Genomic DNA, 24,707 nt, shown 5'->3' with positions numbered 1-24,707 from the left:
GAGCCAGGGGGGGAAACGGGCGTCATTATAGTGAATCCTGCGCCCCGACGAAACCGTTTGCGTAGAAATAAAATCATTGATGCTGTTTATCAATAAATGTGACGACCATCGCGAATAAGTTGCCAACTGGCGCATTATTAAGCAGAATGCCGCACATTCGACGACAACCTTGCGTTTTTTCCGGACATCGCCTGCTGAGGAACCTGAAGCTGCAGAAGATTAACTCTCTGAAAAAATTAAAGATTAATTATCTGCTGATCGGCATTGTCACCCTTTTGCTGGCGGCGGCCCTGTGGCCGTCGATCCCCTGGTCTGGTAAACCCGAGAACCGGGTGGCGGGCATTATCGCTCGCGGCGAGCTGCGCATCAGCACCATCAACTCGCCAATGACCTTCGCCACCATGAACAATAAAGCGTTCGGTCTGGATTATGAACTGGCGAAGCAGTTTGCCGACTACCTTGGCGTCACGCTTAAGATAACCGTCCGGCAAAACATCAGCCAGCTGTTTGACGACCTCGACGACGGTCAGGCCGATATGCTGGCCGCCGGACTGGTCTATAACCAGGAGCGAGTGAAAAACTATCAGGCCGGCCCCACCTACTATTCTGTTTCGCAACAGCTGGTCTACCGCGTCGGCAATACCCGGCCGCGCACCCTCGCGGCGCTGACCGCCGAGCAGCTCACTATCGCTCCGGGCCACGTGGCGATCAACGACCTGCAGACCTTAAAAGCCGAGAAATACCCGGATCTTGCCTGGCGCGTGGACGAAAAACGCGGTACCACGGCGCTGATGCAGGCGGTGATTGACGGTAAACTTGATTACACCATCGCTGACTCGGTGGCCGTCAGCCTGTTTCAGCGCGTCCATCCGGAGCTGGCGGTGGCCCTCGATATCACCGACGAACAGCCGGTCACCTGGTTTAGCGCCCGGGACGACGATAATTCGCTGTCGGCGGCAATGCTTGATTTCTTCAACAACATCAATGAAGACGGCACCCTGGCGCGCCTCGAGGAGAAGTACCTCGGCCACGGCAACGATTTCGATTATGTCGATACCCGCACCTTCCTCCGCGCGGTGGAAAATATTCTTCCGGAGGTGCAGCCGCTGTTTGAAAAATACGCCCGCGAGATTGACTGGCGCCTGCTGGCCGCCATCGCCTGGCAGGAATCCCACTGGGATCCGCAGGCCACCTCCCCCACCGGCGTGCGCGGTATGATGATGCTCACACGCAATACAGCGCAAAGCCTGGGTCTAACCGACCGCACCGATGCGGCGCAGAGTATCGACGGCGGCATGCGCTACCTGCAGGATATGATGGATAAAGTGCCGGATTCGATCCCGAAAGATGAACGCATCTGGTTTGCGCTGGCCGCTTATAATATGGGCTATGCCCATATGCTGGACGCCATGGCGCTCACCCGCAAACAGAAAGGCAATCCTAACAGCTGGGCGGACGTTAAGCTGCGTTTACCGTTGCTGAGCCAGAAACCCTATTACAGCAAACTAAAATACGGCTATGCCCGCGGCCATGAGGCCTACGCCTATGTGGAAAACATCCGCAAATATCAGATAAGCCTTGTCGGCTATTTGTCAGAGAAGGAGCGCCAGCAGCAGCAAACGCTGGCCCTGGCGGAGGATTACCCGGCCGTGCTCCCCAATGAGCTCGAACAGCCGCAGGAGACCACCCTGCCCTTTTTCAAGTTTCGTGCCGATAAGCAGATGGATAATGCCCGGATGAAACTCCCCGGCCACCTGTATTAACTTTCCCCAGTCTGCTCCCGGGCTTTCTTCAGCGCTTTTTTCTCTTCCCGCCGCCAGCGAAAGAAGTCGCTCAGCATGGCAGAGCAGGACTCTGCCAGCACGCCTTCGCTTATCGCAACCCGATGGTTCATTCCCGGGTGGTGCAGAACATCCATCAGCGAGCCGGCGGCGCCGGTCTTGGCATCCCTGGCGCCAAACACCAGGCGGGCGATACGGCTGTGCACCATCGCGCCCGCGCACATGACGCAGGGCTCGAGGGTCACGTACAGCGTGGCGTCGATCAGGCGGTAGTTTTGCAGCACCAGTCCGCCCTGGCGTAAGGCCATGATCTCCGCATGGGCGGTGGGGTCGTGACGGCCAATCGGCCTGTTCCAGCCCTCGCCAATGACCTGATTGTTATGCACCAGCACCGCGCCCACCGGCACCTCGCCCTCTTCCCAGGCGCGTTTCGCCAGCGTCAGGGCATGACGCATCCAGTATTCATCATTGAGTTCGAGGTCAGACACAGCGGCCACTCCAGCAGAAAAAGCGGGGCGCATTATACATGGGCGCTATCAATTACACACTATTACTCCAGCTGCTGAAGCTCTCCCTGAGGGGTTACCCGCCAGCGATGCTGGCAAAAGCCGAGCAATGGATTATCCTGCTCACTATCGCTATAGCCGCTATACAGCCGCAGCGGGGCGCCAATCTTTTTCTCCAGCTGTACCACCTTTTCATGCCCCAGGCAGCGCAGGGTCAATACCCAGCCGCCCCAGCGGCGCGCGGTGCGGCTGGCTATCAGATTCACCCGCGGCAACCAGAGGGTATCGCGATAGACCTGCTCCACCAGCGACTGCGGCGAGCCGGTGATCAACCAGACGTCGGCATCGGTGCTGGTCAGGTAGGCGGTAAGCCGCGCATGAACTACCGGAAACGCCGTCACATGATGGCGAAACCAGCCGACAAACTCCGCTTCCAGCCGCTTCAGCACCGCCTCGCGGCGGCCAAAGGTTGTCGCCCACAGCAGGAGGCTCATCGGCCAGCGCGCCGCCCGTCCGCTCACTGCCAGTCCGGCAAGGATCACCGGCCCCATCGCCACCACCAGCAACAGGTTCAGCGGCAAATGGCGCAGCAGATAGCGCAGAAAACTGCCGAACATATCCTGTTGGTGTAAGGTTCCGTCCAGATCGAAAAACACCACTCTCCGTTCAGTGTGCTGCAAACTGCCTCCTTTATCTCAGAACTCGCTTCTCGTTAGGGTAAGCTTAACAGCCTGACGCCATGTCGAGGGAAAACATCCCCTGCCGTTAAGAAAGAATTAAAGTAGCAGGCGAAGGAAAAATTGTGGCTTAAGAATTTTTAATTCATGGTATACCCCTTATAATCGAATAAAAATTCTGTCAGTCACGAGCCGGACGGCTCCAGCGGAGCTCCAATGAACTGTTTAACGCGTATTCGTCAGCGCTATCCCACCCTGGCGGCGAGCGACAAAAAGTTGGCCGATTATATTCTAAGCCAGCCCGATGAGACCCGGCACCTCAGCTCGCAGCAGCTGGCAGCGGAAGCCGGTGTGAGTCAGTCCAGCGTGGTTAAATTTGCCCAGAAGCTGGGATTCAAAGGCTTTCCGGCGCTGAAGCTGGCCCTTAGTGAAGCGCTGGCGAGTAGCCCGGATCCGCACTCCGTCCCGGTGCATAACCACATTCGCGGTGACGATCCGCTGCGTCTGGTCGGCGAGAAACTGATTAAAGACAATGTCGCCGCCATGCATGCCTCGCTGGACGTCAACACTGAAGAGACGCTACGGGAAGCCGTCACGCTGCTGCGCAACGCCCGGCGAGTGATCGTCACCGGGATTGGCGCCTCCGGCCTGGTGGCGCGTAACTTTAGCTGGAAGCTGATGAAGATCGGCATCAACGCTGTTTCTGAGCAGGATATGCATGCCCTGCTGGCGACGGTGCAGGCCATGTCCAGCGACGATCTTCTGCTGGCGATCTCTTACTCCGGCGAGCGCCGGGAAATCAATATGGCGGCCGGTGAAGCGCTGCGCGTCGGCTGTAAGATCCTGGCGATCACCGGGTTTAGCCCGAACGCCCTGCAACAGCAGGCGACCCACTGCCTGTATACTATCGCCGAAGAGCAGGCGACGCGCAGCGCCGCCATCTCCTCCACCAGCGCGCAAATGATGCTCACCGATCTGCTGTTTATGGGGCTGGTGCAGCAGGATCTGGAGCGGGCGCCGGAGCGCATTCGCCATAGCGAAGCGCTGGTGAAAAAGCTGGTCTGAGCAGAAAATGGGCGTATAATGCCCGCCCTGTTTGTGTTGTTTCTGAGACTTTCCTGATGGCGCTGTTAATTACCAAAAAATGCATCAACTGCGATATGTGCGAGCCGGAGTGCCCGAATGAGGCCATTTCGATGGGTGAGAGCATTTATGAGATTAACAGCGACCGCTGCACCGAGTGCGTGGGTCATTACGACACGCCAACCTGCCAGAAAGTGTGCCCGATCCCGAATACGATCCTGAAAGATCCGGCACACGTCGAGAGTGAAGAACAGCTGTGGGATAAATTCGTGCTGATGCACCACGCGGATAAAATTTAACCGCCCTCCTGGCTAGCTTTCGACAATCACCGTGGCGCAGGCGTAGTGGCGTTCATCAGCGAGAGTAACGTGAATAGCGCTTACTCCCATGCGTTCAGCTAAAAGGTTTGCTTCACCCCATAGCCGCAGCTTCGGCTTGCCCAGCTCGTCGTTGTAAACCTCGAACTGGTTAAACGCCAGCCCGTTACGGATCCCGGTTCCCAGCGCTTTCGCCGCCGCTTCCTTGACCGCAAAGCGTTTCGCCAGGAAACGCACCGGCTGCTGGTGCTGCTCCCAGATGCTCCATTCATGGTCGCTCAGCACCCGGCGGGCAAGGCGATCGCCGCTGCGGGCGATCACCGCTTCGATGCGGGCGATCTCGACGATGTCGGTACCCAACCCGAGAATGGCCATTAGCCGCGCGCTTCCAGCATCAGACGCTTCATTTCCGCCACCGCCTCTTTCAGGCCGCTCATCACCGCACGGCCAATAATCGCGTGACCGATATTCAGCTCATGCATTTCCGGCAGCGCAGCAATCGCTTTCACGTTGTGGTAGGTCAGACCGTGGCCGGCATTCACCTTCAGGCCGAGGCTGGCGGCGTAGGTGGCCGCTTTGGCAATACGTTCCAGCTCCCTGGCCTGCTCGGCGTCGGTTTTGGCATCGGCATAGCAGCCGGTGTGGATTTCGATATAGGGCGCGCCAACGTCCGCCGCCGCTTTGATCTGCGCTTCATCCGCATCGATAAACAGGGAGACCAGGATGCCGGCATCCGCCAGGCGTTGACAGGCATCGCGCATCTTGTCGCGCTGGCCGGCGACGTCCAGCCCGCCTTCGGTGGTCACTTCCTGACGCTTCTCCGGCACCAGGCAGCAGAAGTGCGGTTTGGTTTCGCAGGCGATCGTCAGCATCTCTTCAGTGACCGCCATTTCAAGATTCATGCGGGTGTGCAGCGTCTGGCGCAGGATACGCACATCGCGATCGGTAATATGGCGACGGTCTTCGCGCAGATGCACGGTAATGCCGTCGGCGCCGGCCTGTTCGGCAATGAAAGCCGCCTGAACCGGATCCGGGTAAGCGGTGCCGCGAGCGTTACGCAAGGTCGCGATATGGTCAATATTGACCCCTAACAATAATTCAGCCATGACAATCCTCGTTAATCATTATTCGTATTATCGGCTCGCGCCTTTCGCGCGGGCATAAACTGGCGAAACAACTCCCGGCTCTTGAGCGGTTTGCCGCCGAGATAGGGCTTCAGGGCGATACGGGTAAAGCGCTTCGCGGCGCGCAGCGTATCAACATCAGGAAACTCGCGACTCGCCAATGCTTTCAAATGGTGCCCGGTAAACGTGTTGTTATCAATCACCAGGCTGGCAATAAAGCCTTTTTCTTCACGATAGCGGTAGGTCATGGTGTCGTCTACCGGCTCGCCGCTCCCGGCGCAGTGGAGAAAATCCACGCCATACCCCAGGTGCCCGAGCAGCGCCAGCTCAAAACGCCGCAGCGCGGGCTCCGGCGAGCCGCTGGCCCCGGCGAGCGCCTGAATGCAGTGCAGGTAGTCGAAAAAGAGTTCGGAGAAGCGTGTTTCGTGCTCCAGCACGCGGGAGATAAGCTCGTTAACGTAGAGACCGCTGTAGAGGGTGATGCCGTTGAGCGGCAGCGCCAGCGAAACGGCTTCCGCGCTGCGCAGGGTTTTGACTTCGCCGCGACCGCCGAAGCGAACCAGCAAGGGGGTAAAGGGCTGTAAAGCGCCTTTGAGATTAGAGCGTTTGGAGCGTGCACCCTTGGCAACCAGGCGCACACGACCGGATTCTTCCGTGAAGACGTCCAGCATCAGGCTGGTTTCGCTCCACGGACGGCTATGCAGGACAAAGGCGCGCTGCCATCCATCCACGTTGCGTTAACTCAGAGGTCGTCAACGTAACCGAGACTGCGCAGGGCGCGCTCGTCATCGGCCCAGCCGGATTTCACTTTCACCCACAGCTCGAGGTGCACCGGCGCTTCAAACATCTCCTGCATGTCCTTACGCGCTTCGATACCGATGGTTTTAATTTTGGCGCCTTTATTGCCAATCACCATCTTTTTCTGCCCTTCGCGCTCGACGAGGATCAGGCCGTTGATATCGTAACCGCCGCGCTCGTTGCTGACGAAACGTTCGATTTCCACGGTGACGGAGTACGGCAGCTCAGCGCCGAGGAAACGCATCAGTTTTTCACGGATGATTTCGGAGGCCATAAAGCGTTGTGAGCGATCGGTAATATAATCTTCCGGGAAGTGATGGATCGCTTCCGGCAGATGCTTACGCACGATCGCCGCGATGGTATCAACGTTGGTGCCGGTTTCCGCTGAGATCGGTACGATATCAAGGAAATTCATCTGGCTGGCGAGGAACTGCAGGTGCGGTAACAGATCCGCTTTTTCCTGCACGTTATCCACCTTGTTGACCGCGAGGATCACCGGCGCTTTCGCGTCGCGCAGCTTGTTGAGCACCATCTCGTCGTCCTGCGTCCAGCGGGTGCCTTCCACCACGAAGATGACCAGTTCCACGTCGCCAATCGAACTGCTGGCTGCTTTGTTCATTAAGCGGTTAATGGCACGCTTCTCTTCCATATGCAGGCCCGGAGTATCAACGTAAATCGCCTGATACGGCCCTTCGGTATGGATACCGACGATGCGGTGACGGGTGGTCTGCGCTTTACGGGAGGTGATCGAGATCTTCTGCCCAAGCAGCTTATTCAACAGCGTGGATTTGCCAACGTTTGGACGACCCACGATGGCGACAAACCCACAATAACTTTTTTCTTCGCTCATTCCAGCTCCAGCTTTTTCAGCGCCTGTTCGGCGGCAGCCTGCTCCGCCTTACGACGGCTGGAACCTGTGCCAACCACCGGTTCACTCAGGCCACTGACCTGGCAGTGGATAGTAAATTCCTGATCGTGCGCTTCGCCGCGAACCTGGACCACCAGGTAAGACGGCAGCGGCAGATGACGTCCCTGCAGATACTCCTGCAGACGCGTCTTCGGATCCTTTTGCTTATCGCCCGGACTGATTTCGTCCAGACGGGTCTGGTACCAGGAGAGGATTAAGCGTTCAACGTTCTGAATATCACTGTCGAGGAAAACCCCGCCAATTAACGCTTCAACGGTATCCGCGAGAATCGATTCGCGACGGAAACCGCCGCTTTTCAGCTCTCCCGGCCCGAGGCGCAGACACTCGCCCAGCTCAAACTCGCGGGCGATCTCCGCCAGCGTGTTGCCGCGCACCAGCGTCGCGCGCATACGGCTCATATCGCCTTCATCTACACGAGGAAAGCGATGATACAGCGCATTCGCGATCACGAAACTTAAAATGGAGTCACCTAAAAATTCCAGGCGCTCATTATGTTTGCTGCTGGCACTGCGGTGAGTTAATGCCTGTTGCAACAGCTCCTGATGATGAAAAGTGTAGCCCAGCTTTCGTTGAAGCCGATTAATTACGATGGGGTTCATGCGTTACCAATAAATGAATGCGTCAAAGATGCAGCACACGAAACCGACCTGAGCATTCGCTTCAAACAGTAATTTGAAACAGACCAATACGCTTTCGTGTGCAGTGTCACCCGGCAGAGCGACAACCAAAAACTTCGGGGGGATATTCTATACGCAACGACACGGGATGTCGTTAGTTTGAATGGATTTAAATACTAAATAATTCACGCCGCTGCGATAACAGCAGCGACGTGAATTCAGCAGAGGAAATTAATGAATTCCACCAATGCGCGATAACCGCACGCCGGTCGGCCATTCACCTTCCTGCTTTTCAAAACTCATCCAGATAGCGGTTGCTTTTCCGACCAGGTTGGCTTCCGGCACAAAGCCCCAGTACCGGCTGTCGGCGCTGTTATCCCGGTTGTCGCCCATCATGAAGTACTGACCGGGCGGCACAATCCAGGTGGCCAGCGGCAGACCGGACTGATGGTAGTACATCCCAACCTGATCCTGGGCAATCGGCACCATCAGAATTCGGTGCGTCACGTCGCCCAACGTCTCCTGACGCTCGGTAAGACGAATGCCGTCGGCTTTGGTTTCGCCCTTCGGCAACTGCCAGAAACCGCTGCTCGCTTCGCCGCCGTTGCTGCGGGAGAAGGTCTGAACAAAATCGCTCGGCTCCACGTTGGAATAGGTCACCGGCAGCGCGTTGCCGCAGGCCTGTCCGGAACTGCAGCCCGGCTGAATAGTGACCTGTTTGGCAACCGGATCGTAGGTGACCTTATCACCCGGTAACCCCACCGCGCGCTTAATGTAGTCCAGACGCGGGTCTTCCGGATATTTAAACACCACGATGTCGCCGCGCTTCGGATGGCCGGTCTCGATCAGCGTTTTCTGATAGATAGGATCTTTAATGCCGTAGGCAAATTTCTCCACCAGAATAAAATCGCCGATGAGCAGCGTTGGCATCATCGAACCTGAAGGGATCTGGAAAGGCTCATAAATAAATGAACGTACCACCAGAACGATCGCCAGCACCGGGAAAACCGATGCGCCGGTTTCCAGCCAGCCCGGTTTCGGGCCGACTTTCTTCAGCGTCTTCTTGTCCAGTTGCTCGCCGGTCGCTGCCTGAGCAGCGGCCTGACGTTCACGACGTTTCGGTGCAAAAATGAACTTGTCCAGGCACCATAAAACGCCCGTCACCAGGGTTGCAATCACCAGGATCAGGGCAAACATGTTCGCCATGCCAACTCCTTAGGGTTATTTGCCGTCTTTACCAACGTGCAGAATGGCGAGGAACGCTTCCTGCGGCAGCTCAACGTTACCGACCTGCTTCATACGCTTCTTACCTTCTTTCTGCTTCTGCAGCAGCTTTTTCTTACGGCTGACGTCGCCGCCGTAGCATTTCGCCAGGACGTTTTTACGCAGCTGTTTCACCGTAGAGCGCGCGATAATGTGGTTACCGATGGCCGCCTGAATCGCGATATCGAACTGCTGACGCGGAATCAGATCTTTCATTTTTTCCACCAGCTCGCGGCCGCGATACGGCGCGTTATCGTTGTGGGTGATCAGCGCCAGCGCATCGACGCGCTCACCGTTGATCAGCACATCGACGCGTACCATGTTCGACGCCTGGAAGCGTTTGAAGTTGTAGTCCAGCGACGCATAGCCGCGGGAGGTGGACTTCAGGCGGTCGAAGAAGTCGAGAACCACTTCCGCCATCGGAATTTCATAGGTCAGCGCCACCTGTTTACCGTGGTAAACCATGTTGGTCTGCACCCCACGCTTCTCGACACACAAGGTAATCACGTTGCCGAGGAACTCCTGCGGCAGCAGCATGTGACACTCGGCGATCGGCTCGCGCAGCTCCTGAATATTATTCAGCGGCGGCAGCTTGGACGGGCTGTCGACGTAGATAACTTCTTTGGAGGTGGTCTCTACTTCGTAGACTACCGTCGGCGCGGTGGTGATCAGGTCGAGATCGTATTCACGCTCCAGACGCTCCTGAATGATCTCCATGTGCAGCAGGCCGAGGAAGCCGCAGCGGAAGCCGAAGCCCAGCGCGGTAGAGCTTTCCGGCTCGTAGAACAGAGAGGCATCGTTAAGGCTCAGTTTGCCCAGCGCGTCGCGGAAAGCTTCATAATCATCGGAGCTCACCGGGAACAGGCCGGCATACACCTGCGGTTTCACCTTCTTAAAGCCAGGCAGCGCTTTGTCTGCCGGGTTGCGGGCGGCGGTCAGGGTATCGCCCACCGGCGCGCCGAGGATGTCTTTGATCGCGCAGACCAGCCAGCCTACCTCGCCGCATTTCAGCTCGGTACGGTCAACCTGTTTCGGGGTGAAGATGCCCAGACGATCAGCGTTATACACCTGGCCGGTGCTCATGACCTTGATCTTGTCGCCCTTGCGCATGGTGCCGTTTTTAATCCGCACCAGCGACACCACGCCGAGGTAGTTATCGAACCAGGAGTCGATAATCAGCGCCTGCAGCGGCGCGTCCGGATCGCCTTCCGGCGGCGGGATATCGCGCACCAGACGCTCCAGCACGTCGGTCACGCCGACGCCGGTTTTCGCTGAGCAGCGCACCGCGTCGTGGGCGTCGATCCCGACGATATCTTCAATCTCGTCCGCTACGCGCTCAGGGTCGGCCGCAGGCAGGTCGATCTTGTTGAGTACCGGAACCACTTCGAGATCCATCTCCATGGCGGTGTAGCAGTTGGCCAGGGTCTGGGCTTCTACCCCCTGCCCGGCGTCTACCACCAGCAGCGCGCCTTCGCACGCGGCAAGAGAACGAGAAACTTCATAAGAGAAGTCCACGTGGCCCGGGGTGTCGATAAAGTTCAGCTGGTAGGTCTCACCGTCGCTGGCCTTATAGTCCAGGGTGACGCTCTGCGCCTTGATGGTGATCCCGCGTTCGCGCTCAAGATCCATGGAGTCCAGAACCTGGGCTTCCATTTCACGATCAGAAAGGCCACCGCAAATCTGGATGATACGGTCAGACAGCGTCGACTTACCGTGGTCGATGTGAGCGATGATCGAAAAGTTACGTATATTCTTCATATTTAGAGTTAATTATGCCTTACGAGTATCATGAGGCCGCTGTACTGTGCCTGACGTTTTTTAATCCGAAAACGCCGCATTCTACACTACATCCGCGAAACCAGGAAATGCTGTTAGATCCAGCATACCCGCAGAAATTGTGGCGTTGTAACAGGAAAGGTAAATAAAGATAAGGGCCAGTGAAATCACTGGCCCATGTCGGAGGAAGGCGTATCAACACGCAGCAGATCCGGCGGCAGTGCGACGTTCAAAATCACCGGCTGCCAGGACTGACGTGCCGCCAGTCGCGGCGACAGACCGCGCGCCACCAGGAAGCCGCCGACGCCGCCCAGCAGCGCGCCGCAAAGTGACGCAATATCGCTGGCAAACAGCACCTGAAAAATAGACGCCATTACAAACAGCCCCGCCAGCGGCGCCATATACACCAGCATCGCTGAGCCCAGCAGGCTGCTTTCAGCGATCCCCAGCTCCACTTTTTGCCCCGCGGCCAACGGCTGCTCGCAGGGCACGCTAATGGTATGGCTGGTCTGCGGCCCCAGCTTGTTTAGCACCCGGCTACCACAGCCGGCACGGGAGGCGCAGCTGCTGCAGGAGGCTTTAACGTCGCAGTGCACCTGCGCCACGCCGTTATGCCAGGAAACCACGGTGGCCCACTCTTTAATCATTGTACTGCCTTGAATTTAATACTGTCAGAGATACGCTTCGCCGTCTGCGGCGGCAGCTCGCCCACTACGGTTATCTCCGCGTTATCGCGCACCGTCGTGCTGACGGTGCGTCGGCCGGTGCGCAACAGCTGGTCGCTGCTGGCCGCCGTGGCGCGGTTGATATTGATCGAGAAGCTGAACAAGCCGTCGGAATAGAGACGTGATTCTACCGGACCGTCAAAGGTGGGAAGACGGCGCTGACTGCTGGAAACCTCAGTCACGCCTTGCGGGAGCCACGTCGGCGCCCAGTTGAAGTTGGCTTTGTCGCCTCCTTCAGGCACCGACAGCTGCGGCGGCAAATTCGCTTTTGCCAGCGTCTCCATGCTGGCGCTGACGTTATCGCCAACGTTGAAGGAGACGACCCGGAACTGCTCCAGCGTTTCCCCGTCGCGGTCGAGCAAATCGACGCGCAGCGGCAGCTTGGTTTCAGCATCCAGCCAGGCGATAAAGCTGTAGCGCGTGCCGTCGCGAGCCACGACGCGGATCACGTCGCAGAGGCGGTCAGCGATACGGGTACGGCCCACGGAGATAAAATCATACGCCGCGGAGAGGCGTTTGAAATCGCTATATACCAGCGATGGCAGCGAATCGACGATATAGTCGCCGTTCAGGGTGAACGGATCGAGACCGGGTTCAAAATAGCTGATTTCCGTGCCGCGCAGGACCACTTCCCGGCGCGGACCGTCCAGCTGCAGCAACTGCGCCAGCGGTTGGTTGTTCAGTCGCGCGTGACGATAGCGCAGCGACTCAACGCCTTGTTTGCTGATGCTAACAAAAGACAGCTCATAATTGAGAGACTGGCTGGCCAGGTTCATCTGCTGCAACAACGCCCCGGACGATGTATCAGCCGAGGCGTTGACAGAGAACAACAGGCTGCCTGCCATGAGCGACATGGCACACCAAAGTTGCTTCATTACTGCGATTGTGTTCCTAAAGTTTGATAGCCCGGTACCTGGACTGCGGCCTGCTGAGTCTGGGCCTGGCCAAACTGAAGCTGCTCAGCGTGCAGGCGGCGCTGCAGTTCGTAGTCCTGCAGCATGGCGTTAATTCGGCGGCGCTGTTCCTGGACCTGCGCCTGCTGACCGCTTCCCGCTGACGCGTCAGCCGGCACGCCAAGACTTACCGGGCTTGCTTTACCCATCATGGGCAGCGTATTGAACACCGGCGCTTCTGGCTGCTGAGCGGAATCAGACTGACCATTATAGTGCTGGACGCCGACGATAACCGCAAGCGATACGCAGGCGGCAACGCCCATTTGAGTCAGGGAGCTGGCCCACGGACGCACCTTGTTCCAGAACGGCATCTGCCGCCACTGATGCGGTGCGGGCTGAGATTCAGGAATAAGCGGAGCCGTCTGACGAACGGGCTCATTTTCAATGGCGGCCATCACCCGGGCGGAGATATCAAATTGCAGCACCTCAGCGGTATCGCCACGCAGCGTATCGCGGATAAGGTGATAACTCTCCCAGGTTTTTTGCATCTCAGAAGAACGACTCAGCTCGTTGAGCAGTTCGTTATCCAGCGTTTCACCATCCATTAAAGCCGAAAGTTTTTCTTTCTGCATGCCTGATACCCTTTTCCAGTATTCCGCTATCGTCAACGCCTGATAAGCGGTTGAACTTTATTATCAATAGCTTCTCGCGCCCGGAAGATACGCGAACGCACCGTCCCAACCGGACAATCCATGATAGCGGCTATCTCTTCATAGCTCAGGCCATCCAGCTCCCGTAACGTAATTGCCATGCGTAAATCTTCCGGGAGCGATTCAATGGTACGAAAAACTATTTGTCTCAGTTCTTCTGACAACATTAAGTTCTCAGGGTTCGAAATTTCTTTCAACGCCCCGCCGCTTTCGAAGTTTTCCGCCTCGTTGGCGTCAACATCGCTGGACGGCGGACGGCGCCCCTGAGCAACCAGATAATTCTTCGCCGTGTTGACGGCGATACGGTATAACCAGGTGTAAAAAGCGCTATCTCCCCGGAAAGAGTCCAGCGCACGCCATGCCTTAACGAACGATTCCTGAACAACGTCAGCGATATCGCCCGGCGGTACATAGCGGGAAACCAGGCTCGCGACCTTATGCTGATAGCGCACTACCAGCAAATTAAACGCTTTCTGATCTCCTTTCTGGACCCGTTCAACAAGGACCTGATCCGTTAACTGCTCGCTCATCCGAGGTAATGTCTCCCCAAACCCAATTCCCATGCGTCTTCAAAACACCACCCAAAATCTGCATTATGAGCAAGCTGACTGTTGGAGTGCATGAAAACAATAAAGTTCCGTTACGCTTTTTGTTTTTTGTCTGGCAACGGCGGCAGATCGTTATCAATCATTATATGCCCAGGTTGCTAAACGATAGGTAAGTCAATAAGAAAAAGCGCAGGCCCGTCTGAAGGGTATCGTAACACGCCGTTTATTTCACTATAAAATCCAATGCCATCAACCTTCCCCGCGTCTCATTTTCAGCGCGCAAGACGCCGTTTCCGTTCGCCTTTTGTTTAGCCGTCACAACAGCAGACAAAAAAATTGTACGATTCCTCACGGACCGGTGCTATTGTGAGCTAAATGTGTTTAGTAAATTAAACAAAGACAATGAATACCACTCCTGACTTCTCTTGTGATGTGTTGATTATCGGCAGCGGCGCTGCCGGTCTTTCCCTTGCCCTGCGCCTGGCTGAGCACAGTTCGGTGACAGTGCTGAGTAAAGGGCCGATCAGCGAAGGTTCGACGTTCTACGCCCAGGGTGGGATTGCCGCCGTCTTCGATGAGACGGACAGTATTGAATCCCATGTCGAAGATACCCTCATCGCCGGCGCGGGGCTCTGCGATCGTCATGCGGTCACCTTCGTCGCCAGCAACGCCCGATCATGCGTCCAGTGGCTTATCGATCAGGGAGTGCTGTTTGACACCCAGGTCCAGGCCAATGGCGAAGAGAGCTATCATCTCACGCGCGAAGGGGGGCACAGCCATCGGCGCATTCTTCACGCCGCCGACGCCACCGGCAAAGCGGTAGAGACGACGCTGGTCGATAAAGCGCTTGCCCATCCTAATATCCGCATCCTTGAGCGCAGCAATGCCGTCGATTTAATCGTATCGGATAAGATTGGCCTGCCGGGCACCCGCCGGGTGGTCGGGGCATGGATCTGGAATCGTAATAAAGAGCGGGTGGAAACCTGCAGCGCGAAAGCCGTAGTACTCGCTACCGGCGGGGCCGCGAAGGTTTATCAATATACCACTAACCCCGACGTCTCTTCCGGAGACGGGATTGCAATGGCCTGGCGGGCGGGATGTCGGGTGGCGAATCTGGAGTTTAACCAGTTCCACCCCACCGCGCTATATCACCCCCAGGCGCGTAATTTCCTGCTTACTGAAGCGCTGCGCGGCGAAGGCGCCCACCTTAAACGCCCGGATGGCACCCGCTTTATGCCGGACTTTGACGAGCGCGGCGAGCTGGCCCCGCGCGATATCGTCGCCCGCGCCATCGACCATGAAATGAAGCGCCTGGGCGTAGACTGTATGTTCCTTGATATCAGCCATAAACCCGAGGCGTTTGTTCGCCAGCATTTCCCGATGATTTATGAAAAGCTGCTCGGCCTGGGAATTGATTTAACCAAAGATCCGGTGCCGGTCGTCCCCGCCGCGCATTACACCTGCGGCGGCGTGATGGTGGATGATAATGGCCGCACCGACGTCGATGGTTTATACGCCATCGGCGAAGTCAGCTACACCGGGCTGCACGGCGCGAATCGTATGGCGTCGAACTCGTTGCTGGAGTGCCTGGTCTATGGCTGGTCCGCCGCGGAGGATATTACCCGGCGCCTGCCGCTCGCCCAGAAGGTCGCCACGCTGCCAGCATGGGATGAAAGTCAGGTGGAGATCCCGGATGAACTGGTGGTTATCCAGCACAACTGGCACGAACTGCGCCTGCTGATGTGGGATTACGTGGGGATTGTGCGCACCACCCGCAGGCTGGAGCGCGCCCTGCGGCGCATTACCATGCTCCAGCAGGAGCTGGATGAGTATTACGCCCGCTTCCGCGTCTCGAATAATTTGCTGGAACTGCGCAATCTGGTGCAGGTGGCGGAGCTTATCGTACGCTGCGCGATGTTGCGTAAGGAGAGCCGCGGTCTGCATTATACCCTCGACTATCCGCAGCCGCTGCCTGACAGCGGCCCGTCGATACTCTCGCCCCTGGCTCACATAAAGAGATAAAAGTCCTCGGTCAGAGCGGTAAAGCCTTCCGAATATTGCTGCTCTGGCCCGCGGATCGCCAGCCTGTCGCTGAAACACTCCCCTGCCGTCGGGGAGAAAGCCAGCAGCACCCGATGCGGCGGTCGCAGCTCGGTCTCCGCCACGTCAGTACGCAGTCGCAGATGCCAGCCCATCGCCCTTGCCCGTTCGATGAACGCATTACCAATATCCACCGGCAACACCACGCAAAAAAAACCTTCTTCGTTAATATGCTCTGCGGCACAGGTCAGCAGGGAGGCGTGATCGAGCGTAGTGGTGTACCGCGCCTGCTCTCGCTGCGAGGTCGCGCATGGCACGCCTTCGGCAAAAAAGGGCGGATTACTGATTATCAGTTCATAGCGTCGAGTTTGCGACGGCTGCCACTGATGAATATCGGCCTGCCAGACCTCAATCCGCGAAGCCCACGGCGACGCGAGGGCGTTTTCCCGCGCCTGAGCGGCGGCCTCTTCGTCCAGTTCTACCGCCTCGACATGCACATCATCTCCGGTACGCTGCGCGAGCATCAGCGCCAGCAAGCCGCTGCCCGCGCCAATATCCAGCACATGCTTCACTCCGGCAATCGGCGCCCAGGCGCCCAGCAAAATGCCGTCGGTACCCACCTTCATGGCGCAGCGATCGTGAGCGACAAAGAACCGTTTGAAGGTAAAACCATTGCGCGGCAGCGCAAACTTCGACTGAGACATCCTCAATAACCTTGCCGACAAAAACTCCTGAACCTAAGGCTATGCACAATACCGGAGAACAGATAGCCTTACAAACAGATGAACATTACGTCAGTAACGTCTATAATCGGCGGCCCACTCAGAGGTAGAACATGACTGTAACGACTTTTTCCGAACTTGAACTCGACGAAAACCTGCTGGAAGCCCTCCAGGATAAAGGTTTCACTCGCCCGACAGCCATTCAGGCCGCCGCTATTCCGCCTGCGCTCGATGGCCGTGACATTCTCGGTTCAGCGCCGACCGGCACCGGTAAAACGGCGGCGTATCTGCTGCCAGCGTTGCAGCACCTGCTCGATTTCCCGCGTAAGAAATCCGGCCCGCCGCGCATTCTTATCCTGACGCCGACCCGTGAGCTGGCGATGCAGGTGGCCGACCACGCCCGCGAGCTGGCGAAGCATACCCATCTGGACATCGCCACCATTACCGGCGGCGTGGCGTACATGAACCACGCGGAAGTGTTCAGCGAAAACCAGGACATCGTAGTCGCCACCACCGGTCGCCTGCTGCAATATATTAAAGAAGAGAATTTCGACTGCCGCGCCGTCGAGACCCTAATCCTCGATGAAGCCGACCGCATGCTGGATATGGGTTTTGCCCAGGATATCGAAACCATCGCCGGTGAAACTCGCTGGCGCAAGCAGACTATGCTGTTCTCCGCGACGCTGGAAGGCGATGCGATCAAAGACTTCGCTGAGCGTCTGCTGGAGGAGCCGGTTGAAGTTTCCGCCAATCCGTCAACCCGCGAGCGTAAGAAAATCCATCAGTGGTACTACCGCGCCGACGATATCGAACATAAAACCAAACTGCTGGTGAATCTGTTGCAACAGCCGGAAGCCACCCGCGCTATCGTGTTTGTGCGTAAGCGTGAGCGCGTGCATGAGCTGGCTAACTGGCTGCGTGAGGCCGGGATTAACACCTGCTGGCTGGAAGGCGAGATGGTGCAGGCCAAGCGAAACGAAGCTATCAAGCGCCTGACCGACGGCCGCGTCAACGTGCTGATCGCCACCGACGTCGCTGCCCGCGGTATCGATATTCCGGACGTCAGCCACGTCTTTAACTTCGATATGCCGCGTACCGCGGATACCTACCTGCACCGTATCGGTCGTACCGGCCGCGCCGGTAAAAAAGGGACCGCCATTTCTCTGGTCGAGGCTCATGACCACCTGCTGCTGGGTAAGATTGGTCGCTATATTGAAGAGCCGTTGAAAGCCAGAGTTATCGATGAACTGCGCCCGACGACCCGTGCGCCGAGCGAGAAGCTGACGGGTAAGCCATCGAAGAAAGTGCTGGCGAAGCGTGCGCAGAAGAAAAAAGATGAAAAAGAGAAACCGCGGGTGAAGAAGCGCCACCGCGATACGAAAAATATCGGTAAGCGCCGGAAGCCAAGCGCGGCCGGGACGCCATCAGCGTCCAGCGATGAGTAAAAAAAACGCCGGGATATCCCGGCGTTTTCACATCTGGCGTTAGCCTTACAGGCTTTCGGTGAAGGTACGGGCGATAACGTCGCGCTGCTGTTCCAGCGTCAGAGAGTTGAAGCGTACCGCGTAGCCGGAAACACGAATGGTCAGCTGCGGATATTTTTCCGGATGCTCAACCGCGTCCAGCAGGGTTTCGCGACGCAGCACGTTAACGTTCAGGTGCTGACCGCCTTCGACGCGCACTTCCGGTTTCACGTCCACCGGGATTTCACGGTATTCGATTTCACCCAGTTTGCTTACCGCAACCACATCATCTTCCGCAAAACCACCTTTGGCGCACAGGCAGCGCGCTTCGCCTTTTTCGCTATCCAGCAGCCAGAAAGAGTTGAGCAGGTCGTCGTTTGCCGCTTTAGTAATTTGGATACCAGTAATCATTTGATGCCTCCCAGGCAGTGTTTATTCGATTTTGGCCTCTTCGCGGCCAATTGGTAAAACCATTGTTGTATGAGTGTATATATATCAGCCGCACCCTCGGCATTCCTTGATATAAATCAATAAAAACCACTCACCCAACGTGGGTATAGGAGGTTTTTATTGTTTTACATCAAGTTACGCCATTGTGAGCTATAAATAATTTTGTAAATTTTCAATTTTTTTTGCATAAAAGCCGGCATCAAGCCGTGCCGATTTTGTTCTATAGAAAGAAGCCGTTAAGCTATAGCGATGACCCTTTTGCAGGAGAGCAAGATGACCACCCCTTTAACCTGGCATGACGTGCTGGCGGATGAAAAGCAACAACCCTATTTTCTCAATACTCTGAAGACCGTCGCCGAAGAGCGCCAGTCCGGGATCACCATCTATCCACCGCAAAAAGACGTCTTCAATGCGTTTCGCTTTACTGAACTGGGCGATGTCAAAGTCGTCATTCTCGGCCAGGACCCCTATCACGGCCCGGGTCAGGCCCACGGTCTGGCGTTCTCAGTTCGTCCGGGCGTCGCGATCCCGCCTTCGTTGCTGAATATGTATAAAGAGCTGGAGGCCACGATCCCCGGCTTTACCCGCCCCACCCACGGTTATCTCGAAAGCTGGGCACGACAGGGCGTGCTGCTGCTGAATACGGTCCTGACCGTCCGCGCCGGACAGGCGCACTCGCACGCCAGTCTGGGCTGGGAGACCTTTACCGATAAGGTTATCGCTTTAATCAATGAGCATTGCGAGGGAGTAGTTTTTCTGCTGTGGGGCTCCCATGCGCAGAAGAAAGGCGCGATTATCGATCGTCAGCGCCACTGCGTGCTGAAGGCGCCGCATCCATCACCGCTCTCTGCGCATCGCGGCTTCTTTGGCTGCAACCATTTCGTACAGACCAACCAGTGGCTGGTTGACCGCGGCGAAACGCCGATCGACTGGATGCCGGTCCTTCCCGCTGAAAGCGAGTGATTGACAGCCATAAAAAAAGCCAGCATCAGCTGGCTTTTTTGCATTCAGGTAGGCGAATCACGCCTTGTTCTGACGCCACCATTCCGCCAGCAGGACGCCGGTCGCCACAGAGACGTTCAGGCTTTCGACATTACCGGTACCGTCGATGGCAACGCTGAGATCGGCGCTGGAAATCGCCGCATCGGACAGACCATCACGTTCCTGGCCTAACGCCAGCACCATTTTCTTCGGCAGCTCGGCTTTAAACAGCGGGGTACCATTATGGCTGGACGTTGAGACAATCGCGTAGCCCGCTTTGCGGAACTGATCGAGGGTATCGATAAAGCTGTCGCCGGTGATCGGTTCAACATGCTCCGCACCGCCCTCCGCCGTACGGATCGCCGCCCCGGACTCCAGCACGCCGGCATCCTGAACTACCACGCCCTTCACGCCAAAGTGCGCGCAGCTGCGCATGATCGCCCCGAGATTATGTGGGTTACCCACATCTTCCAGCGCCAGAACGCAATCTTCTTCCCCGGCCTTCGCGACCCATTGAGCAACAGAAGTGCCGTGGCGTTTTTTGATCAGGAAGCAGACGCCGCCGTGGTGCTCGGTGCCGGAGGCTTTCGCCAGCTCGGCTTCGTCCACCACGTGATAGGCCTTACGGTTGGCCGCCATCCAGCGCAGCGCCTCTTTAAAGCGCGGCGTCACGCTCTGAATAAACCAGGCGCGAACGATAGCTTCCGGACGGCTCTGGAACAGCGCCTGGCAGGCGTTTTCGCCATATACGCGGGTCTCTTCCGCACGCTGACGACGCAGCACTTCCGGATCGATAAAGCTCTTCCCGCTGATCCCGCCGTGATCTTCTTTTACCGGCGTCTCATCGCCAGGAGCGCGGGAAACGGTACGCCACGGAGACGCATCGTCGCGATGAAAATCATCGCGTTTGCGATCGTCACGCTTACGGTCGTCACGTTTGCGATCGTCGCCGCGGCTGTTTCGTTCGTCACGCGCAGGGCGGCTGCGGCCGTCAACACGAGATTTTCCTGGACGACCTCCCCCTTTCCCGGTACGTGGGTTATGGGTGCGTTTGTCAGAATCATCATCACTGCGGACATACATCACTTTGACCTTGCCGCTTTTATTTTTCAGTTCGTCGCTCATCAATTTTCTCCACCTGCGCTGCGCGAAGCGCGCAGATTACCCGATGTGCCATCGCTTCGCCATGATTTCGTTTAAAAGCCGGCCTCTATTGCACTCATCGAACAAAACGCATTGTCCTCAAATAACACTTCATCGATAATATGTAACATCACAGAAACATATCGGCCACGTGCCACGTTGCAACCCATAACCAGAGGTTAGTTATGAATACCGTTTGTGCCAGTTGTCAGGCTCTGAACCGCCTCCCGGACGATCGTAGCGCGGATGGCGCAAAGTGCGGACGCTGCGGTCACGATCTTTTTGACGGCGACGTCATCAACGCGACCGGGGCAACGCTGGATAAACTCTTGAAGGACGATCTGCCGGTCGTTGTCGATTTCTGGGCGCCATGGTGCGTACCCTGCCGTAGCTTCGCGCCGATCTTTGAAGACGTCGCGGAAGAGCGTAGCGGGAAGATGCGTTTTGTGAAAGTCAACACCGAAGCGGAACGTGAGCTTAGCGCCCGGTTTCGTATCCGCAGCATCCCGACCATTATGATGTTCAAAAATGGCGAAGTGATCGACATGCTCAATGGCGCAGTGCCAAAAGCGCCATTCGATAGCTGGCTTAACGAAGCCGGCCAACAATAACCCTTCCGGGGCACCGCTTGTGCCCCGTTTTCACCTCTGCGACAATAGCGTTTTTCACTAGCGACTTCCATGACTGATAACGCTGTCCTTCGCCTGCGCGCCGAACGTCTCGCGCGAGCTACCCGCCCTTTCCTTGCGCGCGGCAATCGCATCCGCCGCTGCCAGCGCTGTCTGCTGCCGCTCAAGCAGTGCCTGTGCGCCACGTTAACCTCAGCGCAGGCCGCCAGCCGCTTCTGCCTGGTGATGTTTGATACGGAACCGATGAAGCCCAGCAACACTGGCCGGCTCATCGCCGATATTCTGCCAGATACCGAAGCGTTTCAGTGGTCGCGTACCGAACCGCCGCAGGCGCTGCTCGATCTGGTCGCCCATCCTGATTATCAGCCCATGGTCGTATTTCCGGCCTCCTATGCCGGGCCGGATCGCCAGGTCCTGAGCGCGCCGCCGTCCGGTAAACCGCCGCTGTTTATCATGCTCGACGGCACCTGGACCGAAGCGCGCAAAATGTTCCGTAAGAGTCCTTATCTCGACGCGCTGCCGATTATCTCCGTCGATCTGTCGCGCATCTCTGCCTACCATCTGCGCGAGGCGCACGCCGACGGACAATATTGTACCGCGGAAGTGGCCATCGCCCTGCTGGATCTGGCGGGCGATGCCCCGGCCGCCGCTGCGCTTGGCGAGCACTTCACCCGCTTCCGGACCCGCTATCTGGCGGGAAAAACCCAGCATAAGGGCAGTATCACAGCGGGCCAGGTGGAAAACGTTTAAAATCATTCGGTCACTGGGATGAAAGGAGACCGGTATGAGCCAACGAGGCCTGGAAGCGCTGCTGCGACCAAAGTCCATCGCCGTTATTGGCGCATCAATGAAGCCGCAGCGCGCTGGCTATCTCATGATGCGCAACCTGTTAGCCGGCGGCTTCAATGGCCCGGTGATGCCGGTCACCCCCGCCTGGAAGGCGGTTCTTGGGGTACTGGCATGGCCTACCATCGAGAGCCTGCCGTTTACCCCGGATCTGGCGGTGCTCTGTACTAACGCCAGGCGTAATCTCGAATTGCTCGAAGCCTTAGGGCAAAAAGGCTGCAAGACCTGCATCATCCTCTCTTCGCAGCCGGAACAGTACCCGGCGCTGCTCAAATGCGCCGCGCGCTATCAGATGCGTCTGCTCGGCCCCAACAGTCTCGGACTGCTGGCCCCATGGCAAGGGCTGAACGCCAGCTTTTCACCGGTGCCGATCCATCGCGGTAAACTGGCCTTTATCTCGCAGTCGGCCGCCGTCTCCAATACTATCCTTGACTGGGCGCAACAGCGCGAGATGGGTTTTTCCTACTTCATCGCCCTGGGCGATAGCCTGGATATTGATGTCGATGACCTGCTGGACTTTCTGGCCCGCGACAGCAAGACCAGCGCCATTTTGCTGTACCTCGAGCATCTCAGCGACGCGCGCCGCTTTGTCTCCGCCGCGCGCAGCGCTTCGCGAAACAAACCTATCCTGGTGATTAAAAGCGGCCGTAGTCCGGCGGCGCAGAAGCTATTGCACGCCAATTCCGGGATGGACCCGGCATGGGATGCGGCCATTCAGCGCGCTGGTCTGCTGCGGGTGCAGGATACCCATGAGCTGTTCTCTGCGGTGGAAACCCTCAGCCACATGCGCCCGCTGCGCGGTGAAAAACTGATGATCGTCAGCAACGGTGCGGCGCCGGCGGCGCTGGCGCTGGATGAGCTTTGGTTGCGAAACGGTAAGCTGGCGGCTCTCAGCGAGGAGACGCGCGACGCCCTGCGTCAGGCGTTGCCGGTTGGCGTGGAGATCGCCAACCCGCTGGATCTACGCGATGACGCCAGTAGCGAACACTATCAGCGGGCGGTGAATGTTTTGCTCAACAGTCAGGATTATGACGCGCTGCTGGTGATCCACTCTCCCAGCGCCGCCGCGCCGGGCACCGAGAGTGCCCTGGCCCTGATTGACGCTCTGAAGCATCACCCGCGCGGTAAATATGTCACCGTGCTGACCAACTGGTGCGGCGAATTTTCCTCGCAGGAAGCGCGACGTTTATTCAGCGATGCCGGCCTCCCTACCTACCGTACGCCGGAGGGCACGATCACCGCTTTTATGCATATGGTGGAATACCGTCGCAACCAGAAACAACTGCGCGAGACGCCGGTGCTACCAGACTCCTTAACCGCCAATACCAGCGAGGCGCATGCTCTGCTGCAGCAAGCGATAGATGACGGCGCCACCACGCTGGATACTCACGAGGTCAGCCCGGTGCTTCGGGCCTATGGCATCCACACGCTGCCAACCTGGATTGCCGCTGACAGCGCGGAAGCGGTGCATATCGCTGAGCAGATAGGCTATCCGGTTGCGCTGAAGCTGCGTTCTCCGGATATCCCGCACAAATCAGAAGTACAGGGGGTCATGCTCTATTTGCGTACCGCCGCCGAGGTGCAGCAGGCTGCAGATGCGATGATCGATCGCGTCAAACTGGCCTGGCCCCAGGCGCGCATTCATGGATTGCTGGTGCAAAGCATGGCCAATCGCGCTGGCGCCCAGGAGCTAAGAGTAGTGGTTGAGCACGATCCCGTCTTCGGCCCGTTGATTATGCTGGGCGAGGGCGGCGTGGAGTGGCGGGCCGAGGACCAGGCCGCCGTGGCGCTGCCGCCGCTGAATATGAACCTGGCGCGTTATCTGGTGATCCAGGCGATCAAAAATAAGAAGATCCGCGGCCGCAGCGCCTTGCGCCCGCTGGATATCGCTGGCTTAAGCCAGCTGCTGGTTCAGGTCTCGAACCTGATCGTCGACTGCCCGGAGATCCAGCGCCTGGATATTCATCCCCTGCTCGCCTCCGGCAACGAGTTTACGGCGCTGGACGTTACCCTGGGGCTTGCTCCCTTCAGCGGCGACAGTGAAAGCCGTCTCGCTATTCGTCCCTATCCGCACCAACTGGAGGAGTGGGTGGTGATGAAAAATGGCGATCGCTGTCTGTTCCGGCCGATCCTCCCGGAAGATGAGCCACAGTTGCTCGCATTTATCGCCCAGGTCACCAAAGAAGATCTCTATTATCGCTATTTTAGTGAGATCAACGAATTTACCCATGACGACTTAGCCAATATGACCCAGATCGACTACGATCGAGAAATGGCGTTCGTTGCCGTCAGGACCAGCGCAGAGAAGAGCGAGATCCTCGGCGTGACGCGGGCGATCTCCGATCCCGATAATATTGACGCCGAGTTTGCCGTTCTGGTCCGTTCAGATTTAAAAGGGTTAGGCCTGGGGCGAAGGTTGCTGGAAAAGCTGATCGCCTATACGCAAAGCCATGGCTTGCAGCGCCTTAATGGTATTACGATGCCAAATAACCGAGGCATGATAGGCCTCGCCAGAAAGCTGGGATTCACCGTCGATATTCAGCTGGAAGATGGGATTGTCAGCCTGTCGCTGCCCCTGAATCAGGGATAATCGCGCGACGCTGACCGCAATTGTTGACCACATTAGCGGGTAGTAATGGTATTATTGCCCGCTTACGTCGTCTGCATGGTACAGAAGACCCTTCAAT

26 protein-coding genes are annotated in these 24,707 nt (G+C 57.4%); 9 read left to right on the top strand and 17 right to left on the bottom strand.

What is annotated here, in order from left to right; genetic code table 11:
- The first annotated feature begins 146 nt into the window (after positions 1-146).
- The gene (gene mltF, locus ACR809_RS06275) at positions 147-1,763 is read left to right on the top strand and encodes a membrane-bound lytic murein transglycosylase MltF (RefSeq protein ID WP_004144346.1); all 1,617 of its coding nucleotides are present in this window, start codon (positions 147-149) and stop codon (positions 1,761-1,763) included.
- On the opposite strand, the gene tadA is transcribed toward mltF, so the two are convergent.
- Together tadA and yfhb are read right to left on the bottom strand one after the other, a co-directional pair.
- The gene (tadA, locus tag ACR809_RS06270; protein ID WP_004185144.1) at positions 1,760-2,269 is read right to left on the bottom strand and encodes a tRNA adenosine(34) deaminase TadA; all 510 of its coding nucleotides are present in this window, start codon (positions 2,267-2,269) and stop codon (positions 1,760-1,762) included. The two genes, mltF and tadA, sit on opposite strands and share 4 nt — an antisense overlap.
- 62 nt (positions 2,270-2,331) lie before the next feature.
- Positions 2,332-2,967, bottom strand: a complete 636-nt coding sequence (gene yfhb, locus ACR809_RS06265; protein ID WP_004180922.1) for a phosphatidylglycerophosphatase C — start codon at positions 2,965-2,967, stop codon at positions 2,332-2,334.
- Between the two features lie 213 nt (positions 2,968-3,180).
- Between yfhb and ACR809_RS06260 the strand changes: the two genes are divergently transcribed.
- Together ACR809_RS06260 and ACR809_RS06255 are read left to right on the top strand one after the other, a co-directional pair.
- Positions 3,181-4,029 (top strand): MurR/RpiR family transcriptional regulator, encoded by an 849-nt coding sequence (locus ACR809_RS06260; protein ID WP_004144349.1) that lies wholly within the window; start codon positions 3,181-3,183, stop codon positions 4,027-4,029.
- Between the two features lie 56 nt (positions 4,030-4,085).
- The gene (locus ACR809_RS06255; RefSeq protein ID WP_004888420.1) at positions 4,086-4,346 is read left to right on the top strand and encodes a YfhL family 4Fe-4S dicluster ferredoxin; all 261 of its coding nucleotides are present in this window, start codon (positions 4,086-4,088) and stop codon (positions 4,344-4,346) included.
- 12 nt (positions 4,347-4,358) lie between these two features.
- Here ACR809_RS06255 and acpS read toward each other — a convergent pair whose 3' ends face one another.
- From acpS to rseD, 12 genes are all read right to left on the bottom strand, one after another.
- A complete protein-coding gene (gene acpS, locus ACR809_RS06250) occupies positions 4,359-4,739 on the bottom strand; it encodes a holo-ACP synthase (RefSeq protein ID WP_004144351.1) in 381 nt (126 codons plus the stop codon).
- A complete protein-coding gene (gene pdxJ / locus ACR809_RS06245) occupies positions 4,739-5,470 on the bottom strand; it encodes a pyridoxine 5'-phosphate synthase (protein ID WP_004180923.1) in 732 nt (243 codons plus the stop codon). The genes acpS and pdxJ overlap by 1 nt, the downstream gene beginning before the upstream one ends.
- Positions 5,471-5,481: 11 nt before the next feature.
- Positions 5,482-6,219: a DNA repair protein RecO gene (recO, locus tag ACR809_RS06240; protein ID WP_023280414.1), complete on the bottom strand. Its 738-nt coding sequence runs from the start codon at positions 6,217-6,219 to the stop codon at positions 5,482-5,484.
- Positions 6,220-6,230: 11 nt separating this feature from the next.
- Positions 6,231-7,136, bottom strand: coding sequence for a GTPase Era (era, locus tag ACR809_RS06235; protein WP_002914063.1), 906 nt, complete (start codon positions 7,134-7,136; stop codon positions 6,231-6,233).
- A complete protein-coding gene (gene rnc / locus ACR809_RS06230; protein ID WP_002914065.1) occupies positions 7,133-7,813 on the bottom strand; it encodes a ribonuclease III in 681 nt (226 codons plus the stop codon). Before rnc ends, era begins: the two co-directional genes overlap by 4 nt.
- Before the next feature lie 249 nt (positions 7,814-8,062).
- A complete protein-coding gene (gene lepB / locus ACR809_RS06225) occupies positions 8,063-9,037 on the bottom strand; it encodes a signal peptidase I (protein WP_002914067.1) in 975 nt (324 codons plus the stop codon).
- 15 nt (positions 9,038-9,052) lie between these two features.
- Positions 9,053-10,852: a translation elongation factor 4 gene (gene lepA, locus ACR809_RS06220; RefSeq protein ID WP_002914069.1), complete on the bottom strand. Its 1,800-nt coding sequence runs from the start codon at positions 10,850-10,852 to the stop codon at positions 9,053-9,055.
- A 185-nt stretch (positions 10,853-11,037) separates the two neighbouring features.
- The gene (gene rseC, locus ACR809_RS06215; RefSeq protein WP_004144354.1) at positions 11,038-11,517 is read right to left on the bottom strand and encodes a SoxR-reducing system protein RseC; all 480 of its coding nucleotides are present in this window, start codon (positions 11,515-11,517) and stop codon (positions 11,038-11,040) included.
- On the bottom strand, positions 11,514-12,470 hold the full coding sequence (gene rseB / locus ACR809_RS06210; RefSeq protein ID WP_002914070.1) for a sigma-E factor regulatory protein RseB: 957 nt from the start codon (positions 12,468-12,470) through the stop codon (positions 11,514-11,516). Before rseB ends, rseC begins: the two co-directional genes overlap by 4 nt.
- A complete protein-coding gene (gene rseA, locus ACR809_RS06205) occupies positions 12,470-13,120 on the bottom strand; it encodes an anti-sigma-E factor RseA (protein WP_002914072.1) in 651 nt (216 codons plus the stop codon). Before rseA ends, rseB begins: the two co-directional genes overlap by 1 nt.
- Positions 13,121-13,152: 32 nt before the next feature.
- Positions 13,153-13,728 (bottom strand): RNA polymerase sigma factor RpoE, encoded by a 576-nt coding sequence (gene rpoE, locus ACR809_RS06200; protein WP_002914074.1) that lies wholly within the window; start codon positions 13,726-13,728, stop codon positions 13,153-13,155.
- On the bottom strand, positions 13,725-13,820 hold the full coding sequence (gene rseD, locus ACR809_RS06195) for a rpoE leader peptide RseD (protein WP_121980491.1): 96 nt from the start codon (positions 13,818-13,820) through the stop codon (positions 13,725-13,727). Before rseD ends, rpoE begins: the two co-directional genes overlap by 4 nt.
- Before the next feature lie 328 nt (positions 13,821-14,148).
- On the opposite strand from rseD, the gene nadB reads away from it, so the two are divergent.
- On the top strand, positions 14,149-15,768 hold the full coding sequence (gene nadB / locus ACR809_RS06190; RefSeq protein ID WP_004144357.1) for an L-aspartate oxidase: 1,620 nt from the start codon (positions 14,149-14,151) through the stop codon (positions 15,766-15,768).
- Here nadB and trmN read toward each other — a convergent pair.
- On the bottom strand, positions 15,753-16,490 hold the full coding sequence (trmN, locus tag ACR809_RS06185; protein WP_023280415.1) for a tRNA(1)(Val) (adenine(37)-N(6))-methyltransferase TrmN: 738 nt from the start codon (positions 16,488-16,490) through the stop codon (positions 15,753-15,755). The genes nadB and trmN overlap by 16 nt on opposite strands.
- 131 nt (positions 16,491-16,621) lie before the next feature.
- On the opposite strand from trmN, the gene srmB reads away from it, so the two are divergent.
- The gene (gene srmB, locus ACR809_RS06180) at positions 16,622-17,953 is read left to right on the top strand and encodes an ATP-dependent RNA helicase SrmB (RefSeq protein ID WP_002914082.1); all 1,332 of its coding nucleotides are present in this window, start codon (positions 16,622-16,624) and stop codon (positions 17,951-17,953) included.
- A gap of 45 nt (positions 17,954-17,998) precedes the next feature.
- Here the strand turns inward: srmB and grcA are convergent, their stop codons facing one another.
- Positions 17,999-18,382, bottom strand: coding sequence for an autonomous glycyl radical cofactor GrcA (gene grcA, locus ACR809_RS06175; protein ID WP_122051109.1), 384 nt, complete (start codon positions 18,380-18,382; stop codon positions 17,999-18,001).
- 312 nt (positions 18,383-18,694) lie between these two features.
- On the opposite strand from grcA, the gene ung reads away from it, so the two are divergent.
- Positions 18,695-19,384 (top strand): uracil-DNA glycosylase, encoded by a 690-nt coding sequence (gene ung / locus ACR809_RS06170; RefSeq protein ID WP_002914088.1) that lies wholly within the window; start codon positions 18,695-18,697, stop codon positions 19,382-19,384.
- A gap of 57 nt (positions 19,385-19,441) precedes the next feature.
- On the opposite strand, the gene ACR809_RS06165 is transcribed toward ung, so the two are convergent.
- Complete coding sequence (locus ACR809_RS06165; RefSeq protein ID WP_002914089.1) at positions 19,442-20,527, bottom strand: tRNA/rRNA methyltransferase; 1,086 nt, start codon at positions 20,525-20,527, stop codon at positions 19,442-19,444.
- Positions 20,528-20,730: 203 nt separating this feature from the next.
- On the opposite strand from ACR809_RS06165, the gene trxC reads away from it, so the two are divergent.
- From trxC to ACR809_RS06150, 3 genes are all read left to right on the top strand, one after another.
- A complete protein-coding gene (trxC, locus tag ACR809_RS06160) occupies positions 20,731-21,156 on the top strand; it encodes a thioredoxin TrxC (protein WP_094327020.1) in 426 nt (141 codons plus the stop codon).
- Between the two features lie 69 nt (positions 21,157-21,225).
- The gene (gene tapT, locus ACR809_RS06155; RefSeq protein WP_002914092.1) at positions 21,226-21,924 is read left to right on the top strand and encodes a tRNA-uridine aminocarboxypropyltransferase; all 699 of its coding nucleotides are present in this window, start codon (positions 21,226-21,228) and stop codon (positions 21,922-21,924) included.
- A gap of 34 nt (positions 21,925-21,958) precedes the next feature.
- Positions 21,959-24,610 (top strand): bifunctional acetate--CoA ligase family protein/GNAT family N-acetyltransferase, encoded by a 2,652-nt coding sequence (locus ACR809_RS06150; protein WP_122051108.1) that lies wholly within the window; start codon positions 21,959-21,961, stop codon positions 24,608-24,610.
- Positions 24,611-24,707 lie beyond the last annotated feature (97 nt).

This window comes from Klebsiella sp. CD33 (assembly GCF_051992865.1).
Taxonomy (GTDB): domain Bacteria; phylum Pseudomonadota; class Gammaproteobacteria; order Enterobacterales; family Enterobacteriaceae; genus Klebsiella; species Klebsiella pneumoniae.
Note: the sequence above shows the minus strand (reverse complement) of the source record. Positions and strands in the feature narration are given on the sequence as shown.